Origin of the sequence: Trinickia diaoshuihuensis, from assembly GCF_003390925.1 — a bacterium.
In the GTDB taxonomy this organism is placed as follows: Bacteria; Pseudomonadota; Gammaproteobacteria; order Burkholderiales; family Burkholderiaceae; genus Trinickia; species Trinickia diaoshuihuensis.
Genome location: NZ_QUBS01000090.1, coordinates 421,105 through 445,627, shown reverse-complemented (window position 1 = coordinate 445,627; position 24,523 = coordinate 421,105). Strand labels below are relative to the sequence as shown.

Below are 24,523 nucleotides of genomic sequence, written 5' to 3'. Positions count from 1 at the left end.
AGGCGGTTCCGAGCGCTTCGTGCCGCTCGATTCTGTAGCGCCACTATAGGTCCCCTCTCGCCAATTGAGCCGTCGCGCATACGCAATCAGAACATTTAACGACAACCGGCCGGATTTTCTTTAGCGCGGAATGCAAGAACTGGACAAAAACGATTTCGGGCGGGCGACTACAATGCGGTGGTTGAAGCGTTCGCTGTGGAGAATGGCAATGGAAGGCCCGGATTTGGACAAGAAGATGGAGACATATTACGTTCGCGTGCGCGGCGTGGTGCAGGGCGTCGGGTTTAGGCATGCGACGCTGCGGCAAGCGCATGCGCTCGGAATTACGGGGTGGGTCGCCAACGTCGCGGACGGCTCCGTGGAAGCGATGCTGCAAGGCCCGGCCAACCAAATCGACCGGATGTTGGAATGGATGCGGCGCGGGCCGCCGTCCGCCCGAGTAACCGATTGCGTGAGCGAAGAACGCCACGTCGACAAGCGTTTTGTGCGCTTCGAACAACATTGAACGCCGGATACCCCGCGGCTTTCTCACCGGCGGCGCCGCGCGCCGCAAAAACACTGGCGCGCCGCGCACACAGATGAATCGAAAACCCATGGGGCGTGGCATCGCGCTTTCCGTCGGCGCGACGACGTTGTTCGCGCTGTTATCGGTGTATACCCGGATCTTGCGACCGCTAGACGGGCTCGACATTTTTGCCTGGCGTATCGTCTGGACCGTGCCCGGAGCGTTGCTGCTGGTTTGGTTGCGAGGCCGGTGGGGCGAGCTCAGAGCGCTGGCATGGGCTTCGGTGCGCGAGCCGTTACGAGCGGCCATGCTCGTCGCTGCGAGCGCTTTGCTCGGCTTACAGCTTTGGCTCTTCATGTGGGCGCCGTTGCATGGCCGGCTGCTCGAGGTGTCGCTCGGGTATTTCTTGCTGCCGCTCTCGATGGTGCTCGTCGGCCGTATCTACTATCGCGAACGACTGGTGCCGCTGCAATGGCTGGCGGTGGGGTTCGCCGCGCTTGGGGTGGCGCACGAACTGTGGGTGACGCATGCGTTCTCGTGGCCGACGCTCGTCGTCGCCGTGGGCTATCCGCCTTATTTCATGTTGCGGCGCAAGCTCGGCGGCGATTCGCTCGCGACGTTCGCACTGGAGATGCTGCTTCTGCTGCCGGTTGCCGTCGCCTTGGTCGCGCTGCGTCCCGGGGCCCAGGCGGCGCTGCACCAGCCGCTGCTGTGGGCGGCGTATTTGCCCGGTCTCGGTGCGTTGAGTACCGTCGCGCTCGCGAGCTATCTTGCCGCGAGCCGCCTCTTGCCGATGGCGCTGTTCGGAATTCTCGGCTATGTCGAGCCGGTGCTGCTCGTCTTGTTCTCGGTCACTCTGCTCGGCGAGACGTTATCGGCGACCCAGATCGGCACGTACGCACCGATCTGGGTCGCTGTCGCCATGACTGCCGTGCATAGCGTGTTGCTATTGCGCGAGCAGCAACGCGATTAGACAAACAGGTCAGGCCGCGTGCCGCCGGCTTTGTTGGCGCTCGCGCAGCACGCCGGCCTCGCGCTCCACGGCATCGCGCAGAGCGCGACGCCAGCCGAAACCGAAGAGCGCTTCTGCCAGCACGAAAAGCGGGCCGATGACGAGACCGATCAAGTCATCGGCAAACGCGGGTTTGCGATGCTCGTAAGCGGCATGTCCCACGAATTGGAAGATCCACCCGACGACGAAGAGAGCCGCGCCGCTAACGGCCCAAACAGTCGTAGGTTCAGACGCAAGCCATGCGCCGGCCGCAAGACACGCCGCGGAAAAAACCGCCATCGCCAACCCCAGCACGACATCGAGCGCGACGTAGTAGACAGTGGCGCAGCCGAACACGATGAGCGCTGGGGAAAGCGCGATCGGCAATGATTCGAACTGCCAGTGCGGGCGGCTTAGCAAAACGCCCAACGCGAGCACGATCATGGGGATGCCGACGAAATGCGTGGCAATGTTGCGCCGGTCGCGGTGATAGGACGCATATTGTGCGAGTTGGTCGGTCAAGGTCTTCATGGACGCCGTCCGGTTAGTAGGCCGCTACGAATCTTCGAACCATCGCATGAGCGTCTCGCTTCTTCAAGCGATTGAATGTGTCATTCGCATAAAAGTTGTGTTCGCACTGAATGCCGCTTCCGCGGGGCAGTTCGGGACGCACTGGGATCCCAATCAGACCCGGCAGTCGTACAGATCAATAGAACAACTCTTCGATTTTCTCAGCATAACGGCGAGCACCTTGCCGCAAGCGGGAAAAGCCTAGACAAACTCCGATCCGGATATCCTTATTACAAAAAATCGGTTCCCGGCGTCTTACTCATTCCGCAATCTGCCCGCACGTTTATCAGCCTGGAACTGCCATGCACCAATATACCAACACCAAAAAAGCCATTGAATTGAGCAACCGTTTCTGGGACGTCACAACGGAAGCGGGACTCGCGAATATCGTTTCGCGTAATCTGAATGACGGCTTCCATCAAGTCATATCGAGCGAGAAATCGTTTTTGAACATGTCGTCCTATTCGTACCTCGGATTGGACTCTCACCCGGACATTTTGCGTGCCGCCGCCGACGCCGTAATAAACACAGGGTCGCTCAATACGTCGATTTCGCGGATCCGCGTTCAGTTCGATATTCTGCAGCGCGCCGAGGCCGCGCTGGCCGATCTCGTCGATGCGCAAGTGCTGACCACGCCTTCGTGCGCGGCGGCGGCAGCGGCGAGTCTGCCTCTGTTGGCCAGCGGCGCATTGACCGATGGGATCGCGCCCGTCATGGTCTTCGACAAGAACGCGCATTTCTGCTTGAACATGATGAAGCCGATATGCGCCGACGAGGCCGAGGTGCAGACAATCAGCCACAACGATTTGAACGCGCTGGAGGACTTGTGCAAAAGCGGGCGCCGAATCGCCTATGTGGCGGATGGCGTGTATAGCACCGGAGGCCAGGCGCCGGTCAGGGAGCTATTGCAGTTGCAGCACAAGTACGGGCTGTTTTTGTTCTTCGACGAGGCGCACGGTTTCTCGACGCTCGGACGGCACGGGCGAGGCTTGGTGCTCGAGACGATGGGCGAGATCAACGACCGCACGTTGATCGTCACTTCGCTGAACAAGGGCTTCGGCGCCTCGGGCGGGGCGATCTTTCTCGGGCGGCGCGAGGATCGGTTGCGTCATGACTTGGCGACCCGGTTCGGTGGGCCGATTACCTGGTCTCAGCGGATCAACACCGCGGGCCTTGGCGCGATTATCGCGTCGGCCGGCATTCATCGCTCCGCGTTGCTGGGCCAATTGCAGGCACAGTTGCAGGACAAGGTGCGCCTGTTCGATGAACTCATCGACTCGGAAAGCCGAGGCGATGGTTTGCCGATACGCTTTATTTCGATCGGCTCCGAGGAAAATACGGTGCTCTATGCCAAAAGCTTGTTCGAGCAAGGCTTTTACACATCGCCAATCTTTTTCCCTGTGATCGCGAAAGGCCGCGCGGGGCTGCGTATCATGGTTCGCGCCAATATGCAGGACGATGACATCCGGCGCTTCGCGTCCGCCCTGAACCAACTCAAGAACGACCATGAATAACGAACCAGCGGCAGCCCTCGGTGCAAGCGCGGCTAGTGCGACGCGCCGCTCGCGCACGATGCTGACCGCCTGTCTGATCGTATTCATGGCGCAGATGGCCACCACGGTCTATCTGCCCTCATTGACGATCGTCGCGCGCGATTTGCGCATGAGCCAAAGTCTGGCCGAACTGTCGATTTCGATTTTCGTGATCGGCGCGGCCGTGCCGGTGCCGTTTTGGGGGCAGGCCGCGCAACGGTGGGGGCGCCGCCGGCCGCTGCTGATTTCGCTTGCCCTGTTCGCGGTCACCAGCGGGTTATTGATGCTTTCTCGCACCGCGCCCGAATTGCTGACGCTGCGCGCGTTGCAAGGGATCGGCGGGGGCGGCGCGGCGATCATCGCTCGGATCGTGGTTCGGGACAATTGGTCGGGCGACGAACTGGCGCGTCGTTTGTCGGTGTTGTCGATCGCTTTTATCACGGCGTTGGGAGGCGGGCAGTTCCTCGGCGGATTGATCGGCCAGTACAGCCGCTGGCAGACCGGTTTCGCGCTGATGGCGCTGACCGCCGCGGGCGCCGCGGCGCTCGTCCTGACGGTGCCGCTGCAGCCGGGTGTGGCGGCGGCCGACAGCGGGATGTGGCGTGCTTATCGCGCGATGCTGCGGCGGCCGGGCTTCATCGGGCCCGCGTGCGCGGGCGGGCTCGGGTTTGCGACGACCGTGACGTTGCAGGAAGTGAGCCCGTTCGTTTTCCGCGAGCACTTCCACTTAGCGGTCATGGATTTCGGCGGGTTCGGGTTGCTGATCGGGCTCGCCTATTTCAGCGGCGCCATGGTGGTCAATCGGCTCGTCGGACGCTTAGGCGGGCGCGCGTTGATGCGCAAGGGCGCGGGCATTATCGGCATCGCCACGCTGGCCATGCCCGCGATCTGGTTCGTGCACGTGCTTCCCGCGAACGGCGCGTGGCTCGATACGCTCGCGCTGTGGCTGTTCATGGGGTTGTACTGCGCCACGATCTTCGGCCAGGCCGTTTTATTCCCGAACACGATGGCGCTCGCCGTCAGCGATGCTCGCGAGTACGGGGCTCATGCAATGGCGCTCTGCGGATTTTTACAGCAAGGCCTCGCTGGTATCGCCGCGGCTGCGTCGGTGTTGTTTCGCCACGGGGCGAGTTGGACCGTCGCCGTGGTCGCGCTCGGTTTAGCGACGGCCCTGCAGGTCGGATTCAAGGCCGCCAAACCCCCGAGAGCCGGCAACTAATCCGACCCGCTGCGCATATCCAAATCTTCTTTTCAACTATTTATTTAGGACTGCTAATCATGGCTAGAATCGATACGCATATCCGGCCATCCTCCGAAACGTTCGCCCGCAATTTCTCCGCTTACGCGGCGCTGCGCGAAAAGCTCGCGCAGGCACGCGATACGGCGTTGCACGGCGGCGGCTCGGAAGCCCAGGCTCGGCAACTCGCCAAAGGTAAGCTATTCGCGAGGCAAAGAGTCGGGCTCTTGCTCGATCCGGGCACGCCGTTCTTCGAAATAGGTCAGCTCGCGGCGCACGAAGTGTACGACCACCCGGTGCCCTGCGCCGGTATCGTCACGGGCATCGGGGTCGTCGCCGGGCATGCGGTGGCGGTGTTCGCGAACGACGCGACGGTCAAGGGCGGCACCTACTATCCGTTGACGCTGCGCAAGCATTTGCGCACGCAGCAGATTGCGCGCGAACAAGGACTGCCTTGCGTCTACTTGGTCGATTCCGGCGGTGTTTATTTGCCGCTACAGGAAGAGATCTTTCCCGACGAACACCACTTCGGAAAAATCTTTAGAAACATCGCCGAGATGTCGGCGATGGGTTTGCCGCAGATTTCCGCGGTCATGGGATCGTGTACGGCGGGCGGCGCCTATATTCCCGCCATGAGCGACGAGACCGTGATCGTACGCGGCAACGGCTCGATTTTCCTCGGCGGGCCGCAACTCGTGCGCGCCGCGACGGGCGTCATCGTCGACGCGGAGACGTTGGGCGGCGCCGATGTCCATACGCGCGAGAGCGGCGTGGCGGACCACTATGCGATCAGCGAGGAGCACGCGATCTCGCTCGTGCGCGATATCGTCGCGCGCCGCGGCAAGGGCCGGCTGAGCGAACCGCCGCAAGCGCCGGTGCCGCCGCGCAGCGATCCGGCCGAATTGCCGGGCATCATCAGCGCGAACCCGCGCGAGCCCATCGTCGCGCGCGAGGTCCTCGCCCGTTTGCTCGACGATAGCCGCCTGGTCGAATATCGAGCGCGCTTCGGAACCACGATCATTTGCGGTACCGGTCATATCGGCGGCTACCCGGTGGGCGTGCTTATCAACGACGGGGTCCTGTTTTCCGAGAGCGCGCAAAAGGCAACCAACTTTATCGAGCTATGCGCGCAGCGCAATATCCCGCTGCTCTTTTTGCACAACATCAGCGGCTTCATGGTCGGCGCCTCGTATGAAGCCGGCGGCATCGCGAAGCATGGCGCCAAGATGGTGAACGCGGCCTCCTGCGTGAGCGTCCCGAAGTTCAGCATTTTGATCGGCGGCAGCTACGGCGCCGGCAATCTGGCGATGTGCGGCCGCGCGATCGGCCCGCAATTGATGGCGATGTGGCCCAACGCCAAGACGTCCGTCGTCGGCGGCGAGCAGGCCGCGACGGTGCTGGCCCTGATCCGTGCCGAGCAGATGGCGAAAGAGGGGCGTAGTTTCAGCCCGGACGAGGAGGAGGCCTTCAAGCGGCCGATTCGCGAAGCCTACGAACGCCAAGGTCAAGCGCTTTATGTGGCGGCCCGGATGTGGGTCGACGCGATCGTCGATCCGGTTCATACGCGCGAGTGGCTCACGCTGTCTTTGGCGCTTGCGGCCGGCGCGCCGTCGCGCGAAACACGCTTCGGCGTCTTCAGGATGTAATGCCATGTTTAAACGGATATTGATTGCGAATCGCGGCGAAATTGCGCGCCGCATTGCCCGCACCTGCCAACGGCTGACCATCGAATATGTGGCCGTGTATTCCGACGCGGATCGTCATGCCGCCCATTTGGACGGCGCCGTGCAGCGCGAATGGATCGGCGGCGCAAGCGCGGCCGAGAGTTATCTGAACGGCGCGGCGATCATCGCGGCGGCGTTGCGAACCGGCTGCGATGCGATCCATCCGGGGTACGGCTTCTTGTCGGAGAACGCGCAGTTCGCGGCAGCCGTCGAAGAGGCGGGGCTCGTCTTTATCGGGCCGGCGCCTGATACGATCGCGCAAATGGGCGATAAAGCCGTGGCCAAACGCTTGCTCGCGAGCGCGAACGTACCGGTGGTGCCCGGCTCGCGCGTGGCAACCGAATCATTGGGCCTGATCCGCGAGACTTGCGACGAAATCGGCTATCCGGTGATTCTCAAACCGGTCGCGGGCGGCGGCGGCAAGGGGATGCGGGTCGTGACGGACAAGGCCGACTTGGAGGATGCCGTCGCCGGGGCGATAAGAATCGGCAAGGCGAATTTCGGCGACGGCCGATTGTTGGTCGAGCGCTACGTACCGAGTCCGCGCCATTTGGAAGTACAGATTTTCGGCGACCGGCACGGCAATATCGTGCATTTGTTCGAGCGCGAATGCTCGTTGCAAAGGCGTCACCAAAAAATCGTCGAGGAGGCGCCGGCCTGCAATCTGCCCGGCGAAGTTCGCGCGGATTTGCTCGCGGCCGCGGTGCGCGGCGCGCAGGCGATCGGCTACGTCAACGCGGGCACGTTCGAATTCATCGTGGCGCCCGACGGCGCGTTCTATTTCCTCGAAGTCAATACGCGTTTGCAGGTGGAGCACCCGGTAACCGAAGCCATCACGGGCTTGGACCTGGTCGAATGGCAATTGCGCGTGGCGGCCGGCGAGCCGCTGCCGCTGAGGCAAGAGGCCATCGCGGCCGTGGGTCATGCAATCGAGTGCCGCGTCTACGCCGAGGACCCGCAGCGCGATTTCGCACCGATGCCGGGGGCGGCGCTCTACACGCGCTGGCCGCAGCGGTGCCGTGTCGATGCCGCGTTCGATACCCGCGGCGACGTGCCCTCGTTCTACGACCCGATGGTGGCGAAGTTGATCGCGCATGGGCGCGATCGTGCCGAGAGTTTGCGGCATCTGCTCGCAGCGCTGCACGATACCGTCGTCTTGGGCTTGACCACCAATCTTGGGTTCGCGATCGAACTGCTCAACGATCGGCGCGTGCAGGCAGGGCGGCTCGATACGCATTTGGTCGACGACTTGATCGAGCACGGTGCGCACTCACCACCCATCGGGCTCGCCGCCGCTTGCGCCGCATGGATCGGAATGAGCGAGAACGCCGCATATCGCGCGGGCTCCCCGTGGGCAGGCGCGATCGGTGCGTTCGATCGGGCCTTATTGGATCCCGGCGCCCCCCTCGGACGGCTCGCGTACCGGCACGATACGCAAGCGCTGCAGGTGAAGTTGACTGATCGTGACGCCGATAGCCTCGAGGTCGCAATCGAGGACCGGCGGATACGTGTGACCGGCACCCGGGCCGACGGCCTATGGCATGGCCGCGTCGATGGTTCAGTGTGGCATGCGCTCGAGATCGACGATCATCTCGAGACGACGATTGCCGGTACGCGCGTGCGCCTGCTTCTGCGCTGGGATATCGAACAGCAAGCGAACGGCAGCGCAAGCGGCGACGTGGTCACGCCGATGCCCGGCGCCGTGGTCGCACTGCCGATCGAGCCGGGGAGCCCGGTTGCGCAAGGCGACGTGATCGCGATCGTCGAGGCGATGAAGATGGAAAACCCGATCCATGCGCCGATATCGGGTACGTTGAGCGAGATTCATTGCCGCCTGGGCGACATCGTCGGGGCGGGACAGTCGTTGGCGAGCATTACGCCGGAAGCATGAAACGGCTCAGTCGAGCCAGACACCTTCGAAGTGGTGTCCACCGAGCGGCGAGAATACGAGGCCGTGCACGCGTTTGGACATCGGAATCGAAATGACGGCATGGGCGATGGGCGTATACGGTATTTCGCGCTTGAAAATCACTTGCGCCTCGCGATAGAGCGTCACACGGGCGGCGTGGTCGCCGTTCGTGCGCGCTTTATCGAGCAGCGCATCGAATGCGGGATCGCACCACTTCGATAAATTGCTGCCGTGGACTGCGGCGCAGCCGAGCAAGGTCCCGAGCCAATTATCGGGATCGCCGTTGTCGCCGCCCCAGCCATACAAAATCGCGTCGTGCTCGCCTTGCAGTTTGGCGCGTCGATTGAATTCGCCCCATTCATAGCTGACGATCGTCGCTCTTACACCGACTTTGGCCCAATCGGCTTGGATCAGCTCGGCCATCAAACGCGCATTTGGGTTATAGGGGCGCTGTATCGGCATGGCCCACAAAGTGAGGCTGAATCCGTCCGGAAAACCGGCTTGCCGCAGGCGGCGCTTCGCTTGTTGCGGATCGTAAGGGGCATCGCGCAACGTATCGTCGTACGACCATTGCGCGGGCGGCATCGGATTGGTCGCAAGCCGCGCATGCCCGCCATATACCTGTTCGATCAACGCGCGCTTGTCTATCGCCATATCGAGCGCGCGCCGCACATCGACTCGATCCAACGGCGGGTGCCGCGTGTTGTACGCGACGAAGCCGAGATTGAAACCCACCGTGGAAAGCAGCCTCAGTTTCGGATCTCGCCGGACCGTATCGAGATCGGCTGGGCGCGGGGCGGCTGTCACTTCGCATTCGCCGCCGATGAGTTTTTCGATGCGCGTCGACGCGTCCGGCGTAATCGCAAACACGAGGTGTGCAAGCTTCACGCGGCCGGCGCGCCAATAGTCCGGATTCGCATCGTAGCGTATGGTTTCGTCTTTCGTGTACGAGCGAAAGACGAAGGGGCCGGTGCCTATCGGGCGTTGATTGATGTCGGCTTCCCGATGCTCGCGCGCGAGTTGGCTCGCGTACTCGGCGGAGAGGATCGAGGCGAAGTCGATCGCGAGATTGCGCGCAAAGATCACATCGGGCGTGCGCAACACGAACCGTACGGTTCGGTCGTCCAATTTCTCGATACGGGCAATGTTCCGATCGAAGCCTAGATCGCTGAAATACGGGAAACTAACCGGATAGGCTCGCCGAAACGGATCGTCGGGATCGAGCATGCGGCGAAACGTGAACACGACGTCGTCGGCGTTGAACTCGCGCGTCGGTTTGAAATACGGTGTCGTATGGAACTTCACGCCACCGCGCAGATGGAACGTATAGATGCGTTGATCTGCCGATACGTCCCAGCGCGTCGCGAGCGCGGGCTCCAGATCGAGCGTTCCGGGCTTGAACTCAACCAGTTGGTTATAGAGCGTCAGCGAACTGGCGTCGAAATCCGTGCCGGTCGTGTGCTGCCCCGGATCGAAGCCGCTCGGGCTCGCTTCCGAGCAGTAGACCAGCGTCTTGCCGCCCGGGGCGCGACCGCCGCCGCGTGCCGGCGCCGCCTCGTGCGCGTTCATCGCGATGTGCGTCAGGAGCACGGCTGCCGTCATCGCGGCAGCCGTGGCCAGCAAAAGTCTGTGCATGGCTCGAATGAACGGCGATCAGAAGCGATAGGTCGCGCCGACTTCGGCAAAGCGCCCTTGATTGCCGTACAACGTCGGGTCGTAGGTGAGGTTCGGTCCGTACTGCCAGATCGGATCGAACGGCGGCCTGCGATTGAACAGATTGTTGACGCTTGCGTAGATCGTCCAATGTTTGAAGCCGGTATACGTCGTGACCAAGTTGAATTGGCTGTACGAAGGCACGCTATCGGGCGCGAATTCCGTTTCCGTGTAGGGGCTGTCGTAGAGATAGGTCAACGTCGTGCTGAATTCGCGGTAGCGCCAGTTCAGATTCAGATTTCCTTTCCACCGCGGAAAGCTCGCACCGAACGGCTGCGTGATACAGGCATTGTTGCCCGCGCAATTCTGCGTGACGCCCGACGCGCTTTCGACGTTGAAGTGCCAGACGTACGCCCAGTCGCCGCTGAGGGTGAACGTGCCCAGCGACGTGGGCAGTGCTTTCCTGAACGTGAACTCGAAGCCGTCGGTCCTCAACGAGCCCAGGTTGGAGTACGTCATGTCGACATAGGCGATCGATCCATCCGGGTTGCGATGGACGACGCTCGGGTCGTTGGTGTTGACGATGTTTTGGATCTTCGAGGTGCCGATGACGTTGTCGATGACGATCTTGTACCAGTCGATTCCGATATCGGTTTTGGCATCGGGCGATAGCTGAAAGCCCGCGTTGTAGTTCTTGGTGCGCTCTGGCCGCAAGTTCCGATTGCCTTTGATCAACTCCGCGACGTTGGCTTGCTGCGTGCTGTTGATCGGGCTATATGGATCGACCGCGTCCTGGAGGGAATACGCGGCCGATTGCGAGTTCTCGACGAGCGTCGGGGCACGGAAGCCTCGGCCATACGAAGCATAGGTCGTCAGCGCCGATATCGGCTGCCAGCGCAGCGCGAATCGCGGCGAGAAGGCATCGCCGAAATCGCTGTAGTGGTCGAAGCGTCCCGAATGGCTAAACGAAAGCCCGCGGATCAGAGGGATATCCAATTGATAGTACGCCGCCGCCACGTTGCGCTCGCCGTCGGCCGATTGCAGCGTGAACGGCACCGCCAAGCCTTGCGCTTCGGCCGCGAAGTTGCCGATGTAGGCGCGCTCATGCAGGAATTGGGCGCCCAAGCCGAGGCCGACGTTACCCGCGGGCAGCGAGAACAAGTTCGCCGTCGATAACGTGACATCGACCGTATCGAGCGCGGAAATCGCTTGGTTCGAGCTGCTGGTATAGAGCCCCGCCAAGCCGTTCGGCGTGGTTTGCGGCGCGGAGAAGTTGAATCGGCCGTTCGGCCCCAAGATGGCGGCCAACCCGGGGACGCTGAGCAAACCCGAGGTGGTCGTATCGACCGTGCTCTGCGAGTGGCTGATCGATGCTGTCCAATCCCAATTGCTTTCATTGGACGCCGTGAACGATCCTCGCAGGCCCGTTGCGGCCCGATAGAAATTCGACGTCGTTTTCACGACCTCGGGCTCCCCGAGAAAGGTATAGGTCAACGGCGTGGCGACGCCGAACGCATTGTAGGGATTGCTCGCCGACACGAGGTTCGGCACTTGCGTCGTGCCTCCCGTGACGGGGTTGTAGGCGAGCGTGCCGTCGCCGATGCTTTGATAGCCCTGCGCGAACCTAGTCGTGTTGCGACTTTCCCAAAGATCGACGAAGGCCTGCGTCGTATCGCTGAGTTTGAACGTCGCGTGTGCTTTGACGTTGAAGCGCTTTTGGTCCGGCTGCCCGTCCTGGCCGCTTGCGCTATTGGCGACGCACGTCGTACCCGAACTGGGACCGCCCACGACTTGCGCGCCTTGTCGAATCGCGCCCCCGGACGGGCATGGGCTCAGCGCCACGCCGCCGTTGCCGGCGCCATTGGGTTCCCAAAACGACGGTGCGCCGGTCAGCATGCCGAACTCGTTCACGCCGGTGTTGTCCTGCCCGCTCGTGTTGGACCGGTCCGCCTGAGTGAACGCATCTTGCTTGTAGAAGCTCGCGGCCACGGTGAAGTTGAAGCGGTCGGCGTTCAAATCGCCGAAGCCGGCGGTGATGCCGAGCTTGGACGTCGCGGAACCACCGCGCGTCGCACCGCCGAAGCTGCCGTCGAGTTGCACGCCGCGGAAATTCTTTTTGGTGATGACGTTGACGACGCCCGCGACGGCATCGGATCCGTATTGAGCGACTGCACCGGTTTTGACGACCTCGATGCGTTCCACCATGTTGAGCGGAAGGGTGTTCAGATCGAAGAAGCTATCGGTGTTGTTCGCATTGAGTCCATAGGGCGCGACACGCTGACCGTCGACGAGCACCAGCGTGTATTTCTCGCTCAGACCACGCAGCGCAATCCCGGCGCCGCCAGGCGCCGACCCGGTCGGCATGGCTTCGGACCAGCTACTGGCCGAATTGCTCGAGAGCGTGCGCAGAAAGTCGGCCACCGTATTGGCGCCGCTATCTCGGATTTGATCGGGCGTGACGACTTGCACTTGGTTGTAACCGACTTTGTCGGCGGTTTTAATCAACGAGCCCGTGATTTCCACGCGTTTAAGCGTCGTTGTGGCCGGGGGCGATGCCGGTGTGGCCGAATCGGCGTTGCTTGCGTCCTCGGCATGCGCCGTCGATGCCAGGGCAATCAGTAATACGAGTCCCGGAATCAACGTTGTATTGCCTGCGCGGGCAAATAGTTTTAGTCGCACTTGGTGTCCTTTATGTCGTGCGGATCGGTAGCTGAAATTTCGGACGAACGGGGGCGTGCTGCGGCCGGTAGGCGCAGCCCAAGCGCATCGCTGGATAGGCGATGCTTGAGGTCTTGTCGATGGATTGCGAAATGCTAGCGAGTGCGATGCGCGACGAATAAGCAACGAATTCTGGATTGCTTTACATTCGCCGAATCGAGAGCAATTGAAGCGGCCCGTTATAACCTAATGAATAACGATCGGCAGCTTGGCGGGATGCGGCTCGCAGAGTGAAACAAGCCTCGTTCCCGATCAGTGGGGCAATAGGGATCTCAGTACGACCGATCCGAACCGAGCGGCGCTTCTAAAGCGCATATCTCGAAATCGGACCGGTCGCGACGTTCAATTGAACGGATTGTCGACGCTGCCCGTGGGGGCCGGCGGTTCTTCGTGCGCGTGCTCCGGCAAATCGCGCTGACGCTGCAACTGCGCAACGATGCTGTCGAGCGCCTGTTTCAGCGCGAGCGCCGCCGCGAGGCCACGCTTGTCCTTGGTGATTTCGAGCGTGCCCGACACGGTGACGCAGGCCTGCCCATTGGCCACGGTCATTGCGTCGCCGGCGATATTCAGTACGTCGTCGTCGTTCGCAAAGGCATTGAATTCAGACACCTTTCAGTCCTCCGATCCGTTGATCTTTGATTGCTTCGGGAATCCCGGGAAAACGAATGCCGCTGATCGCTTCTAGTTCGTGCACGGTCTTTATTTCATACGTATCGGTCGCGACGTTATCGACCACGATCGCAAACGCCTGGTTGGCGCCGGGCACGTAGACGACCTTGAAGAGCCGCGTCGGCACGAACACGCGTGTGGCGCCGATCGTGCGAAGCGTTTGGCCCGCGAACAGCGGCCCTGTCACAACATAGGCCTCGCCATAGCGATTCGCAATCTTGCGGACCGACGATTCGATACGCGCCCACAAGTGCTCGTTGTTGTCGCGGTCTTGCGGGACAACGTTCGCGAGCGTGAACGATTGCGCCATCGCTTCGGCGGTCCAACGGTCGCCCGCGGGACTCATGTGCCCGCGGTCGTAGCCGCTGCGTTTGTAGTCGGCCAACGTGGCGCCTTCGTTCGGCGGCAACGCGGGTTCTTCGAAAAACTTGTTCGTCCGCGTCTGCCGCTTGGCTTCGCTGAGGTGGGCGCGCGTGAGATGCTCGGCCGACCATAGCGGTCCATGCGTCAGGCCTGAGTGCAAGACGGCGAAGTCCGAGTAGCACAGCAGGCGCGTCTTCGGCGCCAGCTTCGCATTGGCGAGAACGGGTAACTGGGCGCCCGGGACGAATTCGGAACAAGCGGGGGCCGCGAGTGCGTGGGTACTGGCGGCAAACAGCAAAACGGCGAACAGCTTCTTCATCGGCGCAACGATCGAATGCGTGAGGGGGCGCCGAGTATAGCCGGGCGACGCGCGGGACGAGCGAGGAACGTTGCACTGCAAGAAAGCGGCGCGCTTCCTCTCGCATCGGCGACCCTCATGCGACTGCCTATTCGAAGGAAATCAGAAATTGCAATGAAAGCAAAATGAAATAATTGAGGTTAACAAAGTTAGATTGATTCCTCTAAAGAACATGGCTTCGGTTGCGGATTTCATCCTGTTATCGTCATGAGGCGCACCGCGATGGGCGAAACGTTTAGGGTTGCGACGTATTGGTGCAGGTTGCAACGCAGTTGCAATACGGACTAGTTCGAGGGGGTTACCGGAGCGCGATTGATATTGAAAAGGCTATATGCCTAAAGCATTTTGAACTGTTCGAATAATTGCCTCAAAGGTTGCACCACGGGTTATCCCGCATCGACGCCCATGGCGGCTCTCGCGGTAGCGTATGCGTCGCGCGCCGTCGCGGGCACCGTAACGGTGCATTGAACCAAGAATCGGCTTCGGGTTTACCTTGGGTAAATGTAATTTGCTTCTATCAAACAATTTTTGACGGCCGGTTTGTGTCCTGCTATGGTTCCGCACACTGAAGATAAGACAGGCGCTGCCCTTGTGCTAGGCAGCAAAATTAGAGCGCTTCGCAAGAGGCTCCAACGCACACTCGACGAAACGGCAACGGCGGCGGGTATATCCAAACCGTTCCTTTCGCAAGTTGAGCGAGGGCTGGCCACGCCGTCCATCACGTCGTTGGCCGGGATTGCGAGAGCGCTAGGGGTAACGGTGCAGTACTTCGTCGATACGCCGACGGAAGGTAAATCGGTTCGGCGCGCAGACGAATTGCAGTTCTTTAGCTTTGCCGACTCGGCGAACCTTTTCGCTCGGCTGACGAACGTGTCGGGCGATAGGCAACTCGACGCCATTCTCGTCAAGTTGCCGGCGGGGCAGCCGCCGTCGGAAGTGACGACGCATGCGGGAGAAGAGTTTTTGTATGTATTGCGCGGTGAAATATCGCTGAACCTAGAAGGTACGACCTTCGTATTGCACGCGGGTGACAGCGCGCACTACGAGTCGACGGTTCCGCATGCTTGGGCCAATACGGCCCGCGATGAAACCGTGCTGGTTTGGGTCGGAACGCCGAAGTTGTTTTAATTAGCCGCTGTTGATCTTTTTACGGATGCCGGTCCTCGCATAACAGTTAGTAATCCTAACTGTTAACAAATGTGAAGCGACGGCCGGTTGCCGAGCGAGTCTCGCCGCCATGCCGCGGGCGAGATTGCGCGCTTGCACGCCCATGATCGGTTCGCAAGCGGCATGCGAAAGCTAGAAGTTAGGACTACTAACGGAAACGCCAGGTCGGCTCAAAGGCCGGTGCGTGCGTGATTGCGGTTTTTTTTTGGCGCAGTGCAAGAACGGGGCTGTCAACAGGGGGCGGTGCAGGGGTGCCGCAAGCGGGAAGGCGCGCCAGGTCTTCGCGCAAAACAATCTTGGCGTTACTGAGATGAGAAGGGGAAAAATGAAACAAACGGCTTTGGGATCGGCCATACGAAAGATTTTTTGGGCTGAGTTGGCGCTGAGCGCAGCGCTGGGGACGCCGGCTTTCGCACAATCGCAGCCGGCGGCGGCGGACGCGGCCAAGACGCCGGCGGCACAACCGGCACCGGCTGGCGGGGCCACGACTACCACGGACTCCAACGGCGGCAAGGTCGCGCAGTTGAAGAAGTTCGAGGTGACGGGCTCGCTTATCCGCAGCGCGGATAAGCAAAGTCAAATCGAAGTTCAAACGATCACCGCGAAGGACATCGAGCAAAGCGGCTATACGACGGTTGCCGACTTCTTGCGCGGCACGGCGGTGAACTCGGGCAGCAGTTGGTCCCAGTCCACTGCGTCGAGCTCCGCCCCCGGCGGTGCGGGTGTCGCACTGCGCGGCCTGAGCGAAAAGTACACCTTGGTGCTCGTCGACGGTCAGCGCGTGGCGAACTATGCGCAGGCAGTGAACTTCACCGACACGTTCTTCGATGTCAATACGATTCCGTTGAACATGATCGATCGGATCGAGATCGTGAAGACGGGCGCCGTGTCCGTCTACGGTTCGGACGCGATCGCGGGTGTCGTCAACATCATCACGAAGAAGAATTTCCGCGGGCTCGAGATCGACGGCCAACTCGGCAAGGCTCAGCATCCGGGCGACGGCCAAGGCAGCTTCAGCGTGTTGGGCGGCTTCGGCGACCTCAATTCCGATCGCTTCAACGTTACGGCGGCCGCGAGCTACTATCGCGACAGCGGTTCGACGCTTGCCGATCGCGACATGACGAAGCACCAGGACTTCACGGGCTATTCCGGCGGTAACGCCGCCCCGCTCGGTCCGAACCAGCAATCGTATTGGCAGACGGGTCCAGGCGCGACGCAAGCGTTGTCGCCTTGCCCCCCGGGCAGCACCCCGTTGGCTAACGGCGGTGCATCGTGTACGTATAACGTCGCGAGCGGCACGTCCTTGATTCCGTCGACGACGCGCTTGAACGCGAAGGTGCGTGGTACGTTCAAAATCAACGACAACACCGAAGCCTATGCCGGCTTCTGGGTGAGCCGCGACGAGACCGTGCAGTTGAACGGCCCGATCGCGCTGTCGAGCACCTCGAACTTCTTCAATCCCGCGACGGGCTCGGTTGCACCCGTGCCGCGCGTGGTCAGCGCGAGCAATCCGTACAACCCGTTCGGCGTCCCGACGCAGATCAACCTGACGTTCCCGAACAACGTCGGCGCAACGGATACGGTCTCGACGTTCTGGATGGCCAACACCGGTATCAAGGGTTCGTTCGATACGCCGAAGCTGGGCAACTGGGATTGGTCGGTCGACTACGCTCACTCGCAAAGCACGGTTGATAGCACGATCTCGAACCGCCTGAATGTGGCGGGCCTCGAGAACATGCTGGCCAACGGCACATACAATTTCTCGAACCCGGCGTCTACGCCGAACGGTCTGAACGGCGTCTTCAGCGACGACAACACGCAAGCGATCAACAAGGTCGACAGCGTGCAGGCCAAGGCTTCGACGCAGAACCTGTTCACGTTGCCCACGGGCGGCGTCGGCTTCGGTATCGGTACGGAATTCCGGCACGAATCGATGACGATCAACCCGCAGACGCTCGCTGAGCAAGGCATCATCGCGCCGGCGAACGTGCAGACCGTGGCCTCGTCGCGCAACATCGCGGCCGCGTTCTATCAGTTCGACATTCCTATCCTGCAAAACCTGAAGTTCACGACGGCAGGCCGTTACGACCACTACAGCGACTTCGGCGGCGCGTTCTCGCCTAGCTTCGCGTTGCGCTTCCAGCCGATCCGCATGTTGACGGCCTACGCGTCGTACAGCCGCGGTTTCCGCGCGCCGACGCCGGTTGAAAACGCGCAATCGGTCTACCTGGGCCACCAAAACCTGGTCGACCCGAACGATCCGAGCGGCACGCCGACGAAGCACTTCACGACCGAGCAGACCACGGGTAATAAGGATCTGCAACCCGAGCATACGAAGAACTACAACATCGGCTTCGAGCTCTCGCCCGATCCGCTGACGGACTTCGGTGCGGCGTTCTACAAGGTGCATATCGACGGCGTGATCGGCACGGCAGATCCGAACGCGGTGCTCCAAGCTAACGATCCGGCGACGGTCGTGCGTAACCCCGACGGCACGATTCGCTACATCGTGCAGCCGTTCGTCAACTTGGGTTCGCTCGATACCGACGGCTTCGACATGAACTTCCGCAAGGGCGTGCGTACGCCGTACGGTCTGTTCACGTTGTCGGGCGACTGGGCTTACGTCTGGCACTTCAAGCTGCGCAGCCCGGGTGCCGCTCCGCAAGACTTCGCCGGCAACAACCTGGCGCTGCTGCAACCGTTCGGCGCGAGCAACCCGCGTTGGAAGGGCAACACCAGTTTGACCTGGGACTACCGCAAGCTGACGACGACGCTGACGTGGCGCTACACGGGCCCGTACACGAACGCGGTGGCAGCGGAGTTCGGCGACGGCGGCACGGGTTCGGTTGCGTCGTATAGCCAGTTCGACTTGATGGCCTCGTATCGCGGCTTCAAGCACTGGACGATCTACGGCGGTATTACCAACCTGTTCGACAAAAAGCCGCCGTTCGACGTCGAGTGGCAATCGTCGCCTGACATCACGGGCTACGACCAATCGCTGTACACGAACCTGGGCCGCTTCTTCCAGGTTGGTGCGACGTATCGATTCTAAAAAACAAGGCATCTCGAGCTAGCCAGTCGGTCCGCCGCCCTCACGCGAAGCGCAACGCTTCGCTCAAGAAGGGCAACGCGTCGAGCGTGAGGGCGGTGGACCTGTTTTAAAGCTGTCGCAAGAAGTCCCTTGTGATCGGCCTCATCTCCGCGGTTCGTTGCACGACGAGCGCCGCAATCACGGAACAAGGCGATTCACGCCGGGAGGATCGAAGGTGGGTATGAAAGTGGAAGGACAATCGCCCGGTGCAGCATCCGGGTTGGCATGGTCAGGTCGCCCACGAGAGTTCGGGCGAAAGCAGCAAAATCCCGTCCGCCGGTTCGGCGGGATCGCAGTCGTCATCGCGCTGCACATCGTACTCGTGTACGCGCTGCTGAACGGCCTCGCAACGAAGGTCGTGCACGTCATTCAACGTCCGATCGAGACGAAAATCATCGAGCCGGTGAAACCGCCTCCGCCGCCGCCGTTGCCGCCCGTGCAACTGCCGCCGCCGAAGTTCGCGCCGCCGCCTCCGCCGTTCGTGCCGCCGCCCGAAGTGCCGGTGCAAGCGCCGCCCCAGGCAACCATTGCGCATCAAGCGACACCCGTGCAATCCGCGCCCGTCGTGGCGCCGCCGGCTCCGGTCGCACAGCCCAAACCCGTTGTGCATACGGAAGTGGGTGTCGTGTGTCCGAATTCGGATCAAGTTCGCGGATCGATCGCTTATCCGCAGGAAGCGCAGGAAAACGGCGATACGGGCGAAGTGCTCATCGAATTCACCGTGGACCCGCAGGGCCATATCACGAACGAACGCGTGGCGAAGTCGTCGGATCACGACAGCCTCGATAACGCGGCGTTCAAAGCGGTCAAGCGATTCAACTGCATCGCACAAGGTCAAGCCGTTCGAGTGCAAGTGCCGTTTTCGTTCAACCTCAACTAAATTGAGTGTTGAGCCCCGACGGATCTAGCAAACGAGCGACACAAGTACAACAGGTTTCACAAGTTCAACGATTGGACTGAACTGGAGCAGATTATGAACAAGCGTTCCCTCGCCGCATTGGCTACCACCACGCTGATCGCCCTGGCCGCGACCGGCACCGCCGTTCCGCAATTCGCCTATGCGCAAGCAAGCGACGCAGCCGCCACGACGGCAACCGCTAGCGCCACCGCGGCGCCGCAAGCCGCCGCGCCCGCCGCCGATCAACCGGCGCCGCCGCCGGCACCGGCCGCGACCGAAACGGTCAACAACCCGTACGGTCTCGGCGCATTGTGGAAAAACGGCGACTTCGTCGCGCGTTTCGTGCTGATCCTGCTCGTGATCATGTCGATGGGTAGCTGGTACATCATGATCACGAAGTTCTTCGAGCAATTCCGTGCCAACCGCCGCGCGAAGGCCGCCGACGAGCAACTGTGGACGGCGCCGTCGCTGGCCGACGGCGCGAAGCAGCTCGACGAATCGTCGCCGTTCCGTTTCATCGCCGAAACGGCGATCGAAGCCGGCGAGCACCATGACGAAGCGCTGCTCGAAGCTGTCGACCGCAACACCTGGATCGACGTCTCGGTCGAGCGCGCGATCACGAACGTGTCGAACCGCCTGCAAGACGGCCTCGCCTTTCTGGCGACGGTCGGCTCGACGGCGCCGTTCGTCGGTCTGTTCGGTACGGTATGGGGTATCTATCACGCATTGACGGCCATCGGCATCGCGGGCCAAGCCTCGATCGACAAGGTCGCGGGCCCCGTGGGCGAAGCCCTGATCATGACGGCGATCGGTCTGGCGGTGGCGGTTCCGGCCGTGCTCGGCTACAACTTCCTCGTTCGCCGCAACAAGTCGGTGATGGAGCGCGTGCGTGCCTTCGGCGCCCAACTCCACACGGTCCTGCTGGCCGGCGGCAAGCGTCAAGCGCGCACGGCGAATCGTGCCGCATCGCTCGTTCAGTAATCTCCGTTCCCGTTAAGCGAGGTCCACCATGGCCATGAGCGTTGGGGGCGAGGACGACGACGAAGTCATCGCCGCCATTAACACCACGCCGCTCGTCGACGTGATGCTCGTGTTGTTGATCATCTTCTTGATCACCATCCCGGTCGTCACGCACACGGTGCCGCTGCAGTTGCCCAAGGAAACGGTGCATCCGCTGCAAACGACGCCGAAGAGCATCGAAATCGCGGTCAACAAGGATGGCGATTTCTTCTGGAACGAATCGCACGTCGACGGTCCGACGCTGCTTACGAAGTTGAAGGCGGTATCGGCGATGTCGCCGCAGCCCGAGATACACGTGCGCGGCGATCAGAACACGCGTTACGAGTTCATCGGACGCGTGATCACGGACTGCGAACGCGCCGGCATCGCGAAGGTGTCGTTTATCACCGAACCGCCCGCGCGCGGCGGTTAGAGCTTTGCATCGGACCGGAGCGGGCGCTCACGCCCCCGCTCCAGTCGAAAGGGGAACGAATTATGGGAATGAATGTACCCTCGGGTGGCGGCGGCGGCGAACCGGAAGTGATGGTCGACATCAACACGACGCCGCTGATCGACGTGATGCTCGTGCTGCTCATCATGCTGATCATCACGATTCCGATTCAGATGCACGCCGTGAAGATGGACTTGCCGGTCGGCAATCCGCCGCCTCCGGCGGTTCAGCCGACTGTCGTGCAAATCGATATCGATTTCGACGGGACGATGACCTGGAACGGCACGCCGATTCCGGATCGGGCCACGCTCGAATCGAAGCTTGCCCAGGTCGCGGCCGAGCCCGTGCAAGACGAAATTCACGTCCGGCCGAACAAGCTCGTGCCGTACAAGGATGTGGCGGAAGTGATGGCCGCGGCGCAGCGCGTGGGCGCGACGAAGATCGGTTTGATCGGCAATGAGCAGTACATGCAATAAGGAAGTGGCAATGCGAACGATCCATCGACGGTTCAAGCACGCCGCGCTCGCGGCGGCCGGCTGCGCGCTGTTCATGCTGGCGGCTTCTCACGCGGCCTTCGCGGCGGACACGCTGCGCCCTGACGTGGCTAAGCCTTTGAACGACGCGCAAACGCTCTATCACGCGCACAAGTACAAGGACGCGCTCGGCAAAATCGCGCAAGCGGCGGCCGTGCCGAACAAGACGCCGTACGAAACGTACATGGTCGAGGAAATGCGCGGCGCCGCGGCGATGGCGGCCGGCGACACCGGTACGGCGGCCCAAGCCTACGAGGGCTTGCTCGCGGGTGGGCAATTGAAGGGCGGCGAGGAGCAGAGCGTCACCGCTACGCTGGCCGGCGTGTATTTTCAGCAGCGAAACTACGGCCGGGCCATTACGGTGGCCCAGCGCTATTTGAAGGCGGGTGGCAACGATCCGCAGATGCGTACGCTGCTCGTGCAGTCGTACTACCTCTCGAACGACTGCGGCAGCGTGGTCAAGCTTCTGAAGCCGTCGGTCGAAGGCGAGGTGCGCGCGGGCCGCACGCCGGACGAATCGCAATTGCAACTGCTCGGCACTTGCGCGCAACGCGTGAAGGACGACGCCTCGTATCGCGGCGCGCTCGAAAAGCTCGTGGCCTATCACCCGAAGCAGTCGTATTGGGACGATCTGTTTACGGCGATTCGCAACAAGCCCGGCTATTCGTCGCGTCTGGACATCGACACGTATCGCCTGCGCCGTGCGACCGGGTCGCTCGCGAGCGTGGACGATTACATGGAGATGACGCAGCTTGCGCTCGTAGCGGGTACGCCCGCGGAGGCCAAGCAGGTCATCGACCAAGGCTTCTCCTCGGGCGTGCTCGGCCGCGACGCGCAAGCCGAACGCGAGAAGCGCCTGCAAGCGCTTGCCGCCAAGCGCGCGGCGGCCGGCGTCGATAAGGACAATCCGCCGGCGCCCGTGGACCAGGGTTTCAATCTCGTCTTCGCGGGCAAGGCCAAGGATGGCATTTCGATGATGGAAGCGGCGATTGCGAAAGGTGGGCTCGAGCACGCCGATCAAGCGCAATTGCATTTGGGTATCGCTTATTACATAGCGGGACAGAAAGCGCGTGCGGTACAAGCATTACGCGCGGTAAAGGGCACCGACGGGTCGAGCGATTTGGCTCAACTCTGGTTGCTGGTAGCGTCGAAGTGAGGCGGCGCTAGGGGGCGGCCGTCGCGCGGCGCGAATGCCCGCGACGGCCCGCGTTTGCCGCCCTACCGCTCCGATGAATGGCGTGCCGGTGCGTTCCGGCGCGCGTCCACCCGTACTGGGAAGATGAGACCTTCAATGTTTCGCCTGGCGTTCGCGACGGCGTTCGGGCTGGCGTTCGCGATCGGCGCGCAAGCCCAGCCGGCTATCGCACAATTCGGCAATTTGAAATATCCGCCGAATTTCACGCATTTCGATTATGCGGATCCCGATCAACCGAATACGGGAACGCTCAAATTTCAGAATTACGATCAGTCGCAAAGTTACGATTCGCTTAATCCGTTCGTTGTCCGCGGACAGCCGGCGCCCGACGTCAGAAATCTGATGTTCGATACGCTGATGCAGCGTAGCTGGGACGAACTGGCATCGGAATATCCGCTGATCGCGGACGACGTGGAAGTGGCGCCCGACGGGATGTCGGCCGCGTTCCATATCAATCCGAAGGCGCGTTTCTCGAACGGCGATCCGATCACGGCGGCCGACGTCAAGTACTCGTTCGATACGCTCAAAAGCCCGCTGGCCTCGCCCACGGTCTCTTCGCAATTCTCGGAACTGAAGCGTGCGACGGTAATCGATCGCTTGACCGTGCGCTTCGACTTCGTCGACAACTCGCGCGCCGCGCCGTTGATCGCGGGCGATCTACCGGTTTTCTCGCCTAAATGGGGCGTGCAGCCGAACGGCAAGCGCTTGCCGTTCGATCAGATCGCCGTCGATCCGCCGATCGCCAGCGGCGCTTATCTCGTCGAGCAACGCAAGAACAACAAAGAGATCGTCTATCGGCGCAATCCTAACTATTGGGCAGCGAATTTGCCCTCGCGCCGCGGCATGTTCCACTTCGATCGCATCGTCTTCAAGCTGTACCTCGATCAGTACACGAAGCTCGAAGCCTTCAAGGCGGGCAACGACGACATCGATCGCGAATACAGCTCGACGCAATGGGCGCGCAAGTACGTCGGCAAGAACTTCGAGAACGGGTTGCTCAAACAAGAGACGTTCCCCTACGGCCCGGCGCAGATGCAAAGCTTCATGATCAATACGCGCAAGCCCCAATTCCAGGACCGGCGCGTACGGCACGCGCTGGCGCTCGCGTTCGACTACGACTGGATGAACCGGATGATGTTCTACGGCATCTACACGCGCCTGAACAGCTACTGGGATGCGAGCCCCTTCGGCGCGACCGGCATGCCGAGCGAGAAAGAGCTGAAGCTGCTCGAGCCGTTCCGCGCGCAATTGCCGCCCGAAGTGTTCGGGCCGATGGTGAAGCAACCGGGCACGAAGCCGCCGGGTTCCTTGCGCGCCAATTTGGTCAAAGCGCGCGAGTTGCTGGCTGAAGCAGGGTGGCACTACCGCGACGGCGCATTGCGCAACGCGGCCGGCGAGCCGATGAAGATCGAAATCATGGACGACGAGCCGGGCATGGACCGCTTGATCATCCCTTATACGCAGGCCCTGCAAACACTCGGTATCGATGCGCATATTCGCGAGATCGACAGCGCGCTCTATCAAAAGCGGCTCGATAACTTCCAGTTCGACATGACGACGTACATCTACCCGCTCGTGACGATCCCGGGCATCGAACTCGAGCGCCGCTTCACGAGTAAGGCGGCATCGGAAGTGGGCTCGGAGAACTACCCGGGTGTCCGTTCGAAAGCTGTCGACGCGCTCGTGCATGCGGCGATCTCCGCGACGAATCTCGACGATCTCGAGACGGCCACGCACGCGCTCGACCGGGTTTTGATCAACGAGTATTACGAAGTCCCGATGTACTACGAGCGCAACGCCCGCATCGCCCACAAGACGACGATCGGGCATCCGCGCATCAACCCGGATACGTTCCAATCCGAGGATCTGGTCATCGATTACTGGTTTGTGAAGCCGCAGAGCGCGGCGGCCGTCAAGACCTCGGCTCCGGCCGCGGTGCACTGAGACATCGAGGTATCAA

Annotated in this window: 19 protein-coding genes; 14 read left to right on the top strand and 5 right to left on the bottom strand. The window is 61.6% G+C overall.

What is annotated here, in order from left to right:
- Positions 1-208 precede the first annotated feature (208 nt).
- The gene (locus DXT59_RS30300) at positions 209-505 is read left to right on the top strand and encodes an acylphosphatase (RefSeq protein WP_116142187.1); all 297 of its coding nucleotides are present in this window, start codon (positions 209-211) and stop codon (positions 503-505) included.
- A 73-nt stretch (positions 506-578) separates the two neighbouring features.
- Entirely contained in the window at positions 579-1,478 is a 900-nt protein-coding gene (rarD, locus tag DXT59_RS30295; RefSeq protein WP_116142185.1) for an EamA family transporter RarD, read from the top strand.
- 9 nt (positions 1,479-1,487) lie between these two features.
- On the opposite strand, the gene DXT59_RS30290 is transcribed toward rarD, so the two are convergent.
- Positions 1,488-2,027, bottom strand: a complete 540-nt coding sequence (locus tag DXT59_RS30290; RefSeq protein ID WP_116142183.1) for an Mpo1 family 2-hydroxy fatty acid dioxygenase — start codon at positions 2,025-2,027, stop codon at positions 1,488-1,490.
- Positions 2,028-2,368: 341 nt separating this feature from the next.
- Here DXT59_RS30290 and DXT59_RS30280 point away from each other — a divergent pair, with 341 nt between their 5' ends.
- Genes DXT59_RS30280 through DXT59_RS30265 form a run of 4 tightly spaced genes read left to right on the top strand, consistent with a single transcriptional unit; the run spans position 2,369 to position 8,450 of the window.
- Positions 2,369-3,580 carry an aminotransferase class I/II-fold pyridoxal phosphate-dependent enzyme gene (locus DXT59_RS30280; protein ID WP_116142179.1) on the top strand — a complete coding sequence of 404 codons (1,212 nt, stop codon included), beginning with the start codon at positions 2,369-2,371 and terminating at the stop codon, positions 3,578-3,580.
- A complete protein-coding gene (locus tag DXT59_RS30275) occupies positions 3,573-4,817 on the top strand; it encodes an MFS transporter (RefSeq protein ID WP_240324744.1) in 1,245 nt (414 codons plus the stop codon). The genes DXT59_RS30280 and DXT59_RS30275 overlap by 8 nt, the downstream gene beginning before the upstream one ends.
- A 59-nt stretch (positions 4,818-4,876) precedes the next feature.
- On the top strand, positions 4,877-6,481 hold the full coding sequence (locus tag DXT59_RS30270; protein ID WP_116142177.1) for a carboxyl transferase domain-containing protein: 1,605 nt from the start codon (positions 4,877-4,879) through the stop codon (positions 6,479-6,481).
- A gap of 4 nt (positions 6,482-6,485) precedes the next feature.
- A complete protein-coding gene (locus DXT59_RS30265) occupies positions 6,486-8,450 on the top strand; it encodes an acetyl/propionyl/methylcrotonyl-CoA carboxylase subunit alpha (RefSeq protein WP_116142175.1) in 1,965 nt (654 codons plus the stop codon).
- Positions 8,451-8,456: 6 nt separating this feature from the next.
- Here the strand turns inward: DXT59_RS30265 and DXT59_RS30260 are convergent, their stop codons facing one another.
- The 4 genes from DXT59_RS30260 to DXT59_RS30245 form a co-directional block, all read right to left on the bottom strand.
- Positions 8,457-10,037 (bottom strand): ABC transporter substrate-binding protein, encoded by a 1,581-nt coding sequence (locus DXT59_RS30260; RefSeq protein WP_240324756.1) that lies wholly within the window; start codon positions 10,035-10,037, stop codon positions 8,457-8,459.
- Positions 10,038-10,121: 84 nt separating this feature from the next.
- Positions 10,122-12,800, bottom strand: a complete 2,679-nt coding sequence (locus DXT59_RS30255) for a TonB-dependent receptor (RefSeq protein WP_162878311.1) — start codon at positions 12,798-12,800, stop codon at positions 10,122-10,124.
- A gap of 381 nt (positions 12,801-13,181) precedes the next feature.
- Positions 13,182-13,388, bottom strand: a complete 207-nt coding sequence (locus DXT59_RS30250) for a hypothetical protein (RefSeq protein WP_116142319.1) — start codon at positions 13,386-13,388, stop codon at positions 13,182-13,184.
- A gap of 52 nt (positions 13,389-13,440) precedes the next feature.
- Positions 13,441-14,190, bottom strand: coding sequence for a DNA/RNA non-specific endonuclease (locus tag DXT59_RS30245; protein WP_116142168.1), 750 nt, complete (start codon positions 14,188-14,190; stop codon positions 13,441-13,443).
- A 591-nt stretch (positions 14,191-14,781) separates the two neighbouring features.
- On the opposite strand from DXT59_RS30245, the gene DXT59_RS30240 reads away from it, so the two are divergent.
- The 8 genes from DXT59_RS30240 to DXT59_RS30205 all read left to right on the top strand — a co-directional run bounded on the left by DXT59_RS30240 (position 14,782) and on the right by DXT59_RS30205 (position 24,507).
- On the top strand, positions 14,782-15,357 hold the full coding sequence (locus tag DXT59_RS30240) for a helix-turn-helix domain-containing protein (protein WP_116142166.1): 576 nt from the start codon (positions 14,782-14,784) through the stop codon (positions 15,355-15,357).
- 364 nt (positions 15,358-15,721) lie between these two features.
- Positions 15,722-18,448: a TonB-dependent receptor gene (locus DXT59_RS30235; RefSeq protein ID WP_116142164.1), complete on the top strand. Its 2,727-nt coding sequence runs from the start codon at positions 15,722-15,724 to the stop codon at positions 18,446-18,448.
- Between the two features lie 220 nt (positions 18,449-18,668).
- Entirely contained in the window at positions 18,669-19,367 is a 699-nt protein-coding gene (locus DXT59_RS30230) for an energy transducer TonB (RefSeq protein WP_116142162.1), read from the top strand.
- 93 nt (positions 19,368-19,460) lie between these two features.
- Complete coding sequence (locus DXT59_RS30225; RefSeq protein WP_116142160.1) at positions 19,461-20,366, top strand: MotA/TolQ/ExbB proton channel family protein; 906 nt, start codon at positions 19,461-19,463, stop codon at positions 20,364-20,366.
- 28 nt (positions 20,367-20,394) lie between these two features.
- The gene (locus DXT59_RS30220; protein ID WP_116142157.1) at positions 20,395-20,817 is read left to right on the top strand and encodes an ExbD/TolR family protein; all 423 of its coding nucleotides are present in this window, start codon (positions 20,395-20,397) and stop codon (positions 20,815-20,817) included.
- A gap of 62 nt (positions 20,818-20,879) precedes the next feature.
- Entirely contained in the window at positions 20,880-21,311 is a 432-nt protein-coding gene (locus tag DXT59_RS30215; RefSeq protein WP_116142154.1) for an ExbD/TolR family protein, read from the top strand.
- Between the two features lie 10 nt (positions 21,312-21,321).
- Positions 21,322-22,524 carry a tetratricopeptide repeat protein gene (locus DXT59_RS30210; protein ID WP_116142152.1) on the top strand — a complete coding sequence of 401 codons (1,203 nt, stop codon included), beginning with the start codon at positions 21,322-21,324 and terminating at the stop codon, positions 22,522-22,524.
- Positions 22,525-22,659: 135 nt separating this feature from the next.
- On the top strand, positions 22,660-24,507 hold the full coding sequence (locus DXT59_RS30205) for an extracellular solute-binding protein (RefSeq protein ID WP_240324743.1): 1,848 nt from the start codon (positions 22,660-22,662) through the stop codon (positions 24,505-24,507).
- Positions 24,508-24,523 lie beyond the last annotated feature (16 nt).

Bases quoted from the DNA above. Each gene is read 5' to 3' on its own strand.
- DXT59_RS30300 (WP_116142187.1), top strand. From the start codon at position 209: ATGGAAGGCCCGGATTTGGACAAGAAGATGGAGACATATTACGTTCGC.
- rarD (WP_116142185.1), top strand. From the start codon at position 579: ATGAATCGAAAACCCATGGGGCGTGGCATCGCGCTTTCCGTCGGCGCG.
- DXT59_RS30290 (WP_116142183.1), bottom strand. From the start codon at position 2,027: ATGAAGACCTTGACCGACCAACTCGCACAATATGCGTCCTATCACCGC.
- DXT59_RS30280 (WP_116142179.1), top strand. From the start codon at position 2,369: ATGCACCAATATACCAACACCAAAAAAGCCATTGAATTGAGCAACCGT.
- DXT59_RS30275 (WP_240324744.1), top strand. From the start codon at position 3,573: ATGAATAACGAACCAGCGGCAGCCCTCGGTGCAAGCGCGGCTAGTGCG.
- DXT59_RS30270 (WP_116142177.1), top strand. From the start codon at position 4,877: ATGGCTAGAATCGATACGCATATCCGGCCATCCTCCGAAACGTTCGCC.
- DXT59_RS30265 (WP_116142175.1), top strand. From the start codon at position 6,486: ATGTTTAAACGGATATTGATTGCGAATCGCGGCGAAATTGCGCGCCGC.
- DXT59_RS30260 (WP_240324756.1), bottom strand. From the start codon at position 10,037: ATGAACGCGCACGAGGCGGCGCCGGCACGCGGCGGCGGTCGCGCCCCG.
- DXT59_RS30250 (WP_116142319.1), bottom strand. From the start codon at position 13,388: ATGACCGTGGCCAATGGGCAGGCCTGCGTCACCGTGTCGGGCACGCTC.
- DXT59_RS30245 (WP_116142168.1), bottom strand. From the start codon at position 14,190: ATGAAGAAGCTGTTCGCCGTTTTGCTGTTTGCCGCCAGTACCCACGCA.
- DXT59_RS30240 (WP_116142166.1), top strand. From the start codon at position 14,782: ATGGTTCCGCACACTGAAGATAAGACAGGCGCTGCCCTTGTGCTAGGC.
- DXT59_RS30235 (WP_116142164.1), top strand. From the start codon at position 15,722: ATGAAACAAACGGCTTTGGGATCGGCCATACGAAAGATTTTTTGGGCT.
- DXT59_RS30230 (WP_116142162.1), top strand. From the start codon at position 18,669: ATGAAAGTGGAAGGACAATCGCCCGGTGCAGCATCCGGGTTGGCATGG.
- DXT59_RS30225 (WP_116142160.1), top strand. From the start codon at position 19,461: ATGAACAAGCGTTCCCTCGCCGCATTGGCTACCACCACGCTGATCGCC.
- DXT59_RS30220 (WP_116142157.1), top strand. From the start codon at position 20,395: ATGGCCATGAGCGTTGGGGGCGAGGACGACGACGAAGTCATCGCCGCC.
- DXT59_RS30215 (WP_116142154.1), top strand. From the start codon at position 20,880: ATGGGAATGAATGTACCCTCGGGTGGCGGCGGCGGCGAACCGGAAGTG.
- DXT59_RS30210 (WP_116142152.1), top strand. From the start codon at position 21,322: ATGCGAACGATCCATCGACGGTTCAAGCACGCCGCGCTCGCGGCGGCC.
- DXT59_RS30205 (WP_240324743.1), top strand. From the start codon at position 22,660: ATGTTTCGCCTGGCGTTCGCGACGGCGTTCGGGCTGGCGTTCGCGATC.